This is a genomic window from Gardnerella sp. DNF00753, from assembly GCF_049244275.1.
Taxonomy (GTDB): domain Bacteria; phylum Actinomycetota; class Actinomycetes; order Actinomycetales; family Bifidobacteriaceae; genus Bifidobacterium; species Bifidobacterium greenwoodii.
The window spans coordinates 653,823-665,039 of record NZ_CP058393.1; the positions used below are offsets into that span (position 1 = coordinate 653,823).

Sequence of the window (11,217 nt, forward strand, 5' to 3'; positions counted from 1 at the left end):
TGAATGTGCTGTACGTGATGTGAAAGGAACAAAGATGATCCGCAGTGCAAAATTGCAAGTAGGTAATCGTAAAAAAAGTAATTATGCTAGCGAATTAATCAATAATTACAAGCATAAATTAATGTTTGTATTTGCGTCATTCGCTGCTGTAGCAACAATATTAATGTGTGTGTTTACCATTGTTCCAAACTCTTCGGCATTTGCTTCAACTAAATCAACAAACGGCCTTCCACAAAAAGGCGTTATTGTTACAGCTTTTCAGCAAAACTGGAGGAGTATTGCCAAGGAGTGCAAAGAAACGTATGGTCCTGAAGGCGTTAAGTACGTTCAGGTGTCTCCTCCAGAGGATCATATTAAAGGAAAAGCGTGGTGGACTTCTTACCAGCCTGTTAGTTACAATCTAAATTCCAAGCTTGGTACTGAAGCTGAGTTTAAGAATATGATTACTACGTGTAAAGCTGCGAAGGTTGGAATTATTGTTGACGCTGTTATTAACCACATGACTGGTGCTGACAATAAAGATACTGTGGGAGTTGGTGGTAGTAAGTATGATGCGGCAAATCAGAGTTATCCTGATGCTGGTTACACGAAAGATGATTTTCATCAAATAGATAAAGATATTTACACGTATAGTGATGCTCAAGTAGTTTGGAATTATCGTTTAGTTGGTTTGCTTGATTTGGATACTTCTAAGCCGCATGTGCAGCAAACTCTTGGTAATTATTTTGCAAAATTGCTAAAAATGGGTGTTGTGGGCTTCCGCGTGGACGCTGTAAAGCATATTGCTCCAAACGAGATGAAAGCTATTAAGAAGGCTGCATCTGATGCTAGTGGTGTTAAGCCTGAAAACATTTGGTGGATGCAGGAAACGATTGGGGATAGCAATGGTGCGAAAGAAAATCAGCCAGATAAATATGTTGGAACTGGTGAAGTAGACGAGTTTGAGTACTCGTACCGTTTGCGAAATTATTTCTCTGGTTCAATAGACAATTTGAAGCATATTACAGATGGTCTTATTCCTAATAAGAGTGCTGCTATTTTTGTTACAAATTGGGATACTGAGCGAGATAATGCCACAAGTGTTCTTACTTATAAAGATGGCAAATTATATGAGCTTGCAAATGCTTTTATGCTTGCTTATCCGTATGGTACGCCAAATATTTACTCTGGATATAAGTTTAGTGCGCGAGATGTTGGTGCGCCTTTTGCAACTGAAACGTCTGTTCCTGATGCAAGTTGTGGAAAGGATTCAAAGTGGCAGTGCACTCAACGCTGGACTTCAATTCGAGGCATGATTGGCTTCTATAATGCTGTTAAAGGTACGAAAGTAACTAAGTGGCAGGATGATGAAAGCAATAATATTGCTTTTAGCCGCGGAAATAAGGGTTTCTTCGCTATTAATAATGACGATAAGCAGAATGATGTTGGTTACAATACTGATTTGCCAGATGGTGAGTATTGCAATGTTTATGCATCAAAGAATTGCGAAAAAACTGTAACTGTTAGCGGTGGGAAAGTTGAAACAACTATTCCTTCTCATTCTGCAGTGGCATTGCATGTTAATGCTGTAAAGCACTTTGGTAGCAATTCTGCAATTAATAAAATACTTCTGGTATTTGTTGCTATTTTTATAGCTTTGGTTGTGGCTAGTGCGTCCTTTATTAAAGTAAAGCGAGATAAGAATATATAAAAGAAGGTATAGAATCAAAAAGTATATTAAGCTTGAGCTAATTATGTAAGTACTTGCATAATGCTGTGAGAAAGAAGAACGTATGTTTTGCATCAACTGTGGAGCTTTAATTAAGGATAATGCACGGTTCTGTTCTCGTTGTGGAGCAGCTGTTAATGCTTCTGCAGAAAATGATCAGCAGAACAATACGCAGAATCAGCAGAGTTCTCAGAGCCAGCAGAGTTCTCAGAATCAGCAGAGTTCTCAGCAGAATCAGCAAAGTATGCGTAACAACATGCCTCAAGCTTACAAAGCTGAGCCGTATAATGCTGCAACATCAGCCACTTATACGGCATCAGCTATTCCTGCATCTTCACGCAGTGGCGGCCTATTTTCTGGATTTGATGTTTTCTCAAACGAGGAATTAAAGGATAAAAGAAATATAATTCTTTCTATTACAATAGTTATATCTTTTATTCTTTCATGTATTTTCGGATGCTTAATTTGGGATTTTATTCATCCGGGTCAAATTCCTTATTCAAAGCTTCGCAGTGAGCTTACTCAATCACACAAGTATGAAGATTATACGCTAAAAATTGTTAATTCCGACGTTTCTCAATATCCGCACGTTAAATTGTACTTTTCTCTTACGGATAGCAGTGGAAAAGCGCTTGAAATTGATTCTCCAACTGCTGCAATTCGCGAAAAAATTGGTGGCGGCAAAGAAGTAGAACGCCTTATTCACAAGGTTGAGAGAATTAAAGACAATCAAGGTGTTAATTACGAGATTCTTCTTGATAAATCTGGCTCAATGGATTCTTCAATCGACACTATGAAGAAAACAATGAGTGATTTTGTGCGCAATCTCAACTACAAGGTTGGAGATAAAGGAGAGCTTATATCTTTCGATAGCTACCTCATGTATATGGCAACATACACAAATGATAAAGATCGACTTCTTACAGGTATCGATAATATGACACCTTACGGAATGACGGCCTTGTATGATGCTCTATACACTGGTGTTACTAATGCTTCAAACCATCCAGGTTTTAACTGTGTTATTGCTTTTACAGATGGTTTGGATAATGAAAGCACTCATACTGCGGATGAGGTTATTGCTCTAGCAAAAGAAAAGGGAATGCCAGTTTATTTGATTGGTACAAGTGATGCTGATTCTAGCGTATTGCAGAATATTGCAAACGAAACAAACGGCTACTTCTGGGATATTAATTCTATTTCAGATATGAAAGATGTAATGAATAGAATTAGAGTTAATCAAGATAATGTTTATTGTCTTGAATACGATTCTGATTCTTCAACAAATCCTTATGTTGATCGTGTAGTTTCTGCTTTGCTTGCAGATTCGAAGAATCATAAGTCTGGTGGCATTGGTGACGATTTAGCATTTAAGCCAGTAAAGAAGAAGACTTATAAGAAGGGTGGTTCTCGTTTTGTTCTTCATAAGGTAGACGTAACTTGGACCGAAGCTAATAGTGCATGCATGCAAGATGGTGGTTACTTAGTAACTCTTACAGACAAGCGTAAGGAAACTAAGGTTATAAATATGGCTAAGAAGGAAGGCGTCAAGTATGTGTGGATTGGCGGTTACACTTCTCAGCGCGAAAACGGTGAAGTGTATGCACACTGGGTTACTGGTGAAAAAGTAAAGTATCAAAACTGGTTGCCTGGTGAGCCAAGTCGAAATGATAAAGATGGTGAACCTGAGTTTTATCTTATGCTTTGGAGATTAAATGACGAATGGTCTTGGAATGATCAGCGCGACAACCTATTTACAAATCCTACATTACGCAAAACGTTTAGCGGTAAGACAGGTTACGTGTGCGAAGTGAATAAATACTAGTAAATAATTTCAATAGTATTTTTATTATTAGTGAATTAGGGGAAAGCTTATGCGTAAGCAACAGCCGCGTAAATTGCAAAGCATACCGCATACTGTAACTGGTCGCACAGTACAGTATAGGGGTGCGTTGCATAATCAGCGAGTAGAAAAAGTTGCGTCGAGGAATCATTTCGCTTCTATTTTTGCGATTATTATTGCGGTTGCTTTAATAGTAGTGTCTATGTGCGCTGCAGTACATGTTATGCGCTCGCAATTCTTTAACCATTCTAATAGAACTGCTATTAAGAGTCCTAAAGAGTTAGCATTAGAAGCAGAAAAGCGCGAGGCTTTAATTAAAGCTCATAAAAAACTGGCTCGTAGGGGAGTTGATCCTAATAGCGCAGAAGTTAGAAGCGTGCTTTCAAAAATGTCTCTTGAAGATAAAGTTGCGCAAATGTTCGTTGTAAAACCTGAGGAATTAGTTGGCATAAACTGGACGGTAACTTCTTCTGGTGCGCAAATGCAGCAGGCTTTTAACTCATTGCCTGTTGGCGGAATAATGTATACGAGAGAAAATATTCAAAGTCCTGAACAGACCAAAAGTATGATTTCTAAATTGCAAGAAATAAGTAATGCTCGTGTATCATTGCCTGCAATTGTCAGCGTTGATGAAGAGGGTGGAACTGTTGCAAGAGTTAGTTCTAATCCTCAAATGGGAGTGAATACTTCGCCTAATATGAGAGATATTGGCGTTACTAAGAAAATGCGTAAAGCTTATAAAGCTGGAGCATATATTGGTAAATATCTTCATGATTTTGGCTTTAATGTTGATTTTGCCCCTGTTGCAGATGTGCTAACTAATCCAGATAATAATCTTATGAAAAAGCGCTCGTTTGGTTCTAGCCCAAAGCTTGTGGCTAGTATGACTGACGCGTTTACGGATGGTTTGCAAGAAAATCATGTTTTTGCTACGTATAAGCATTTTCCTGGTCATGGCTCAACTTTTGAAGATTCTCACAAAGGTACTACTGTTTCGAATCAGACTCCATTTTGGCTAAGAAAAGTAGATTTAGTTCCATTCAAAGATGCGGTAGATACTGGCGTTAAGTTCATTATGGTTAGTCATGTGTCGTATCCGAAGATTACCGGAGATGATACTCCAGCTAGTATGTCGGAAAAGATTGTTACAGGTTTAGCTCGTAAAAAGCTTGGCTATAACGGTATTCTGATTTCTGATTCTTTAGGAATGGGAGCAATATCTTTACGTTATGCTCCTTCAAGCGCTGCAATTACTGGGATTAAAGCAGGTCTTGATATGTTACTTTCTCCTGCAAATTTGCGTCAAGCTTATTATTCTGTTGTTAATGCAGTTCGTAGAGGAGAAATCCCTGAGTCTAGAATTGATGATTCTGTAAAACGAATTATTGCTGTAAAACTGCAGATTGCTAAATATCAAAAACTTTCTAAATAACAAACGAATTACTGATAATTACTAAGAATTACTAATAGTTCTAATAATATTTTTTAATAATATTTTCAGTTTGTGCGCGTGTTGTGTTTGCATTTGTACTTTCATGGTGTTAGCATCATTCTCAACACAAACGAATATCGAATACTTCGGTTGAGGTTTGTGCGTGAACCATAGTCAGCTAATGAGCTTAAGGAGGCAGTTATCATGCGTAACATGAACATGAATGCTGAATCTCACAATGCTCTTAACGCTGCTCGTATGTGGTGGTGGCAGTCTTCTCTTTGGCGTGAGTTTACTCTGAAGTTTTAGAAGCTGCATATAAAAGCTTATAAAAGACCTCCGGGGTAAGCCCGGGGGTCTTTTTGTATATAAGCTTAAATTTTAAAAAATAACCAAATCACAAAATCACAAATCACAACAAAATATTCGATAGCTTTATATGAATAATATAAAGCCCAAACAAGGAGAGAAATCATGGCTCAAGAAATTAACGAAACCGTTAAGGAAGCTTATAACAATGGTGCAAACGCAACTACAGATGCTGCAGCTGCAATGATGCAAAATGTAAAAGTTAAGAATCACGCATTAGATATTACTTCGTTAGTGTTAGTTGCAGTACTTTTTGCGGCAGGATGCATTCTTGACTTTACTGTTGCAAAATCTCTTTCTATTGGAAATATTCAGCCTGAGTTTGTTATTGCTTCATTCTGCTTGTCAATTTTGCTTGTTAGGCCGAAGATTTACCAGGGAGCTATTATTGGTGCTCTTGCTGCAACGTTAATTCAATTTAATACTTCAATTCCATTCCTTGAGTATGCTTGCGATATTCCAGCTGCAATCATTATGACTGCAATATTAATTGGTTATATTCGCTTGTTCCCAAAGGATGCGGCTCGTAAAGTAAGCGTATTCCCATTCATATCTACTTTTATTACGACTGTAATTTCTGGTTGCATTTTTGCTCTTATTGCTGCTTTCTTCATTCTTCACTCTCCAAATATGGTAATGGTGATGCTTCCAATTATTTTGGGTACAGCAGTATTTAATGCGATTGTTGTTGAAGTACTTTACACTCCATTGAAGATTGTATTGCACAAGTAAATCAATTTTTATACGAATTGTTTTGCATAAAATGTGTTTTTATTGCACTTAGTATGCATGAATGATTGCAGTGTATAGAAAAAGGTAAAGGTATAAAAGTGAGTTGATGCCAGTCATATTGCGATTGGCATCAACTTTTATGTTAGTAAATAGTTTGAGTTTGATTGGTGTGTTACAGTTATGGATGGTACGCATCAGCAAAACGAACTTATTGCTGGCAGAAAATTAGTTGAACAAGCCCCACAACGAAACATAAAGAGCCTTATGAAAAAACCTAATGATTCACACTTAGAAGATCCGCTACTTGAATTGAAGAATGTGTCTTTTCAATACGGTACAAATCGTAGTGAAAATACTTCAAGCGTTGATGATAATACGTATGCGCTTAATCGAGTAAATCTTAAAATTTACCCTGGTGAATTTGTTGGAATTATTGGACCTTCTGGCTCTGGTAAAACAACTCTTGCTTCGCTTTTTTCTGGCGCGATTCCTCACCATTATTCTGGCGAACTCTTAGGAAGCGTTAAGATTGCGGGTCAAGACACTAAAAATCTTGCTTTAACTAATATTGCTTGCTTGATTGGATCTGTTATTCAAGATATTGATGCGCAAATGGTTGCTGCAAATGTTGAAGATGAGATTCTTTTTGGATTGGAAAATTTTGGTGTTCCTCACGATGAAATCCCTAATCGTATAGCTAGTTCTTTAGAAACTGTTGGTATTAGCGATTTGCGCAATCGAGATCTAGATACATTGTCTGGTGGGCAGAAGCAGAAAGTTGCTATTGCTGCAATTTTGGCGCTTAAACCTAAAGTTTTAGTGTTGGATGAACCAACATGTGCGTTGGATCCTGTATCTTCTCGCATGATTTTTTCTATTCTTCAAAATCTTAATAAAAAATTTGGTATTACTATTGTTGTTATTGAGCAAAAAGTTGCTTTATTAAGCGAATATTGTAAACGTCTTATAGTGCTTTCTAAAGGTGAGCTTGTTCTTGATGCTCCTGTTTCTTTAGCTCTTAAAGACATTGATTTACTTCGTAAAGTTGGTATTAACTATCCGCGTACTACGCATTTAATTAAGCAGTTGCAAGATGAACAGATTTGTAATCCTGCTGAGCTTACTGTTGGCGTGGAAGAAACTGTAAATACTATTGTTAAAACATTACGTACGGATTATTCTAAACTTTCTAATTCAAATAACTCGAATAATGCAGAATCTGTTTTAGAGTCCAATAAAGAAACTTTCATAAAAGCTAATAATTCAGATAATTCTAACAAGCAATGCCTTTCAATAAATAATGTGAGTTTTGCCTACGCGAATGGTGTTAAAGCTCTAAAAGATGTTTCATTTAATGCAAATAGCGGTGAATTAATTGCGTTAATTGGAAGAAATGGTGCTGGAAAAACAACAATTACAAAGATTATTAATGGTCTATTAAGACCTACAGAAGGTAGTGTTGCAATAGATGGCATCGACACTAAGTCGCTTCGCATTAGTCAAATAGCAAAATATGTATCTACCTTATTCCAAAATCCTGATCGACAATTATGCAAAGAAACGGTACTTGAAGAAGTTACTTTAAGCTGTATTTTAATTGGTCAGAATGAGGACGAAGCTAAAGCTCATGCAATGGAAATTATTGATGAGTTGGAGCTGGATTCTAAAGCTAGCCCGTTTATGCTTTCTAGAGGACAGCGCCAAATGGTTGCTTTAGCTGCAACAGTTGTAACGAATCCTAAGATTCTTCTTCTTGACGAGCCAACTTGTGGCCTTGATTACAAGGAATGCATGAGAATTATGCAAGTTGTAGAGCGTTTAAGAAAAAACGGTTGCTGCGTGATTATGGTTTGTCACGATATGGAAGTTGTGCTTGATTATGCAACTCGACTTATAACAATTAACGATGGAAAGCTTATTATTGATGGTTCAGCGCATGATGTGTTTGAAAAGCCGGAAGTGTGCTCTGCTGCAGCATTGTATCCGCCATTATTGTGTTCCGTTTCTCAAGGCTTGGTTGCGCATGGATTTAATAAGTGTAATGGCTTGTATGTGCGAGAAGAATTAGTAGAAGCGTTGCGTGGCGAAAAAATCGTAAAACAGACTGTACAGAATTAGTAGAAGCAATAGCAAATAAAAGTAGCAAATAAAGTAGTAAAGGCGTCTGATATTTATGAAAACGAGATTGTTAACTTACCAACCAGGTAACACTTTTCTTCATCGCACTAATCCTATTGCAAAACTAATTCTTGCTGCGAGTGTTGTAATAAGCGTGTTTATTGCTAAACAGTATTCCGTGCTTATTGCGATTGCAGCTATTATTTTCATTGGCATGGCTTTTACTCGAGTTGTTAAAACATTATCTGGTCTTATCAAAGCTATGCTTATAATTTCTTGCATAATGTTTTTGCTACAGACTGTTATTGCTCAAAGTGGAAACTATATTTTCTTGTGGTTCACATTGCACGGTATTGATATTGGCGCAAAAGCTGCTTTGAGATTGTTCTGCTTTGCTTTTCCTCTTGTAACAGTTCTAACGGTAACTAAATTAAACGATCTTGCAAATGCTGTAGTGCAATATTTGCATGTTCCATACTGCTACGCTTTTACTATTACAACGGCAGTGCGTTTCGTGCCGATTTTTGCTTACGAAATGTCTCAAATCACAGAAGCTCAAATGGCTCGTGGTGTTGAATATGATACTAAAAATCCGTTTAAAAAAATAAAGCTTATGATGCCGCTTATTGTGCCTCTTTTAGTTTCTTCAGTTCGAAAAGCAGACAGTTCTGCACTTGCTGCTGAAGAGCGCGGTTTTTATTTGCGCACACGCAAATCATCGTATTATAAATATCCATTCGGATGGCGTGGATTCTTATCTGTGATTATTTCTGCGCTTATTATTGCTTTACCAATAGTTACTTCAATCTTTTTGCCTAATCTTGTATGAAGAATTTATGTAATTAACAAATAGTTTAAGAGGCTAATAATGAAAAGTGTAAAAGTTTGGCTTAAAGGTGCAAGAATTTACACGCTGCCAATAGGAATAGTTCCTGTTGTTATGGCATTTGCTATTTCTCTTAGAATGATGCGTCTTTCGCATTTTGAGAAACCAATTATTAGTTTTGTGCAGTGTTTTATACAATTTTTTCTGTGTTGTGCTGTTGCAGTATTTATGCAGATTGCTGTTAATTATGCGAACGATTATTGTGACGGATTGAATGGTTTAGACGAGAATCGTAAGTTTCGCCCTGTGAGTAAAAGTAAAAATTCTAAGCCATTATGTGATGTATCGTGGCGTCTTGCAGATGCTGGTATTGAGTCAAAATCTGTGCTTAAAGCGGTAATAGTTTCTGCTTTGATTTCTTGCATAGCAGGTTTACTTATTGTTTTTAGCACGGGAATATTGTGGTTTATTCCGCTTGGAATTGCCTGCATTGCTGCAGCGTGGTTTTATGCAGGAGGAAAGCATCCTTATGGTTATAAAGGTTTTGGAGAAGTAAGCGCTTTTGTGTTCTTTGGCCCTGTTCCTTTTATTGGATCTTTATGTGCAATAACACATGGCATAGGTGTTCAAGCAAACAATATTTTTATTAATAGTCCATTAATGGTTTTGGCTTGTGTTTTAATGTCATTCATTCCTGGAGCTTATTCTGCATGCTTAATGATGGTGAACAATCTTCGAGATATTGCAAGTGATAAAGAGCATGGAAAAATAACTGCGATGATAATGCTTGGAGAGCAAAGAGGTAGACGTTTATGTGCTGCCATGAGCATTGTTGCGGCGCTTTTGTTGTTAGCGTATTCGATTTCAATTATTGTTTTTCCTTTTGAAGTTCCTTCAATATGGAACTTTTATAATGCTGAAATTTTCTTCAATTTTAGTAATTTAGTACGCAATATTACATTGCACCTATTTTTTGCTATTTTTCAGTGGATTATATTGGTAGCTCTTATAGTAAAAGCGTATAAATTTGCCAAATGTATACTTAAAGGCGACTATAAGAATGCTTTTCCACTTTGTGTTGCTCAAACCATTTTTGCAGCTGTAGTAGTACTGTTGTCTGCTACTGTATAAATAAGCAAAATAGTGCGAATTTGTGCATTCTTTCGCGAGTCTTGTGAATCTTATGGTATCATTGATTGACACAAACACTGGGTGCGTGCGGTTTTAGTGACATGCAAATTGCGTTATGATGCGTGATTCTACTGGTGTTTGTGAACGTGCTGTTGCGTAGTCGTCATGTTAAAGATGCATGGCGGTGTTGCCCTGTTTATGCGGCAATGAAATGAGGTTGTGAGTATGCCAGTTACGAAAAGGAATGAAGGGACAGAGCAAACAATGCCTGAAATACTTACTGATGATGAGCTTCGTAAGGCTGCTGATGCAGAAGCTGTGAAGAACGAGTCTGAAGATAAGAAATCTAACAATATTCGCACTGTTGTTGTTGCAGAAGATGAATCTGTTAATCGCATGGATTTAGTAGCTATGTTGGAAGATAACGGTTATCAGGTTGTAGGTCAGGCAGCTAACGGTCAAGAAGCTATTGAGTTGACTCGTGAGAATCATCCGGATGTTGTGTGCATGGACGTTAAGATGCCTGTTATGGATGGTATTACTGCTGCAGCAACTATTTGTGATGAAAACATTGCGCCAGTTGTTATGCTCACTGCTTTTTCGCAGGCAGATTTAGTAAAACAAGCAACAGGTGCCGGTGCAATGGCATACGTAACTAAGCCGTATGAAGAATCTAAGCTTCTTCCAGCTTTGGAAGTTGCTATGGGTCGTTTTAGTGAGATTAACGATTTATTAGATAGCGTTGAGCGCACAGAAAATAGATTGCACGATACGGAAGATCAGCTAAAAAAGACGGAAGAAAAGCTTAAGAAAGCTGAAGATACCTTAGAAGAGCGAAAGCTGGTAGACCGAGCTAAGGGTCTTCTTATGGATAAGGCCGGATTTTCAGAGCAGGGTGCATTCCGTTGGATTCAAAAAACTTCTATGGATCAGCGTATCCCTAAGAAGCGTCTTGCTTTGGCTATTATTTCAAAGTATAGCGATGATAAAATAGACTCAGATTCTGAGGATTAATAGTATTAATCTTAAAAATCTTAAATTTATTAAATCATAACGCT

8 protein-coding genes are annotated in these 11,217 nt (G+C 37.3%); all 8 read left to right on the forward strand.

Annotation, left to right across the window (positions count from 1 at the left end; genetic code table 11):
- The first annotated feature begins 34 nt into the window (after nt 1-34).
- The 8 genes from HXT33_RS02870 to HXT33_RS02905 all read left to right on the forward strand — a co-directional run bounded on the left by HXT33_RS02870 (nt 35) and on the right by HXT33_RS02905 (nt 11,173).
- A complete protein-coding gene (locus HXT33_RS02870) occupies nt 35-1,690 on the forward strand; it encodes an alpha-amylase (protein WP_421787503.1) in 1,656 nt (551 codons plus the stop codon).
- Between the two features lie 82 nt (nt 1,691-1,772).
- Nucleotides 1,773-3,533, forward strand: a complete 1,761-nt coding sequence (locus tag HXT33_RS02875; RefSeq protein ID WP_421787504.1) for a VWA domain-containing protein — start codon at nt 1,773-1,775, stop codon at nt 3,531-3,533.
- A 49-nt stretch (nt 3,534-3,582) separates the two neighbouring features.
- On the forward strand, nt 3,583-4,983 hold the full coding sequence (locus HXT33_RS02880; RefSeq protein WP_421787505.1) for a glycoside hydrolase family 3 protein: 1,401 nt from the start codon (nt 3,583-3,585) through the stop codon (nt 4,981-4,983).
- A gap of 474 nt (nt 4,984-5,457) precedes the next feature.
- Nucleotides 5,458-6,084 (forward strand): hypothetical protein, encoded by a 627-nt coding sequence (locus HXT33_RS02885; protein ID WP_004135981.1) that lies wholly within the window; start codon nt 5,458-5,460, stop codon nt 6,082-6,084.
- Nucleotides 6,085-6,264: 180 nt separating this feature from the next.
- Nucleotides 6,265-8,202: an ABC transporter ATP-binding protein gene (locus tag HXT33_RS02890; protein ID WP_421787507.1), complete on the forward strand. Its 1,938-nt coding sequence runs from the start codon at nt 6,265-6,267 to the stop codon at nt 8,200-8,202.
- A gap of 55 nt (nt 8,203-8,257) precedes the next feature.
- Nucleotides 8,258-9,031 (forward strand): energy-coupling factor transporter transmembrane component T family protein, encoded by a 774-nt coding sequence (locus tag HXT33_RS02895; RefSeq protein ID WP_421787509.1) that lies wholly within the window; start codon nt 8,258-8,260, stop codon nt 9,029-9,031.
- Nucleotides 9,032-9,070: 39 nt separating this feature from the next.
- Nucleotides 9,071-10,159, forward strand: coding sequence for a 1,4-dihydroxy-2-naphthoate octaprenyltransferase (gene menA, locus HXT33_RS02900; protein WP_119521325.1), 1,089 nt, complete (start codon nt 9,071-9,073; stop codon nt 10,157-10,159).
- Nucleotides 10,160-10,384: 225 nt separating this feature from the next.
- A complete protein-coding gene (locus HXT33_RS02905) occupies nt 10,385-11,173 on the forward strand; it encodes an ANTAR domain-containing response regulator (protein WP_004128008.1) in 789 nt (262 codons plus the stop codon).
- Nucleotides 11,174-11,217: the final 44 nt, after the last annotated feature.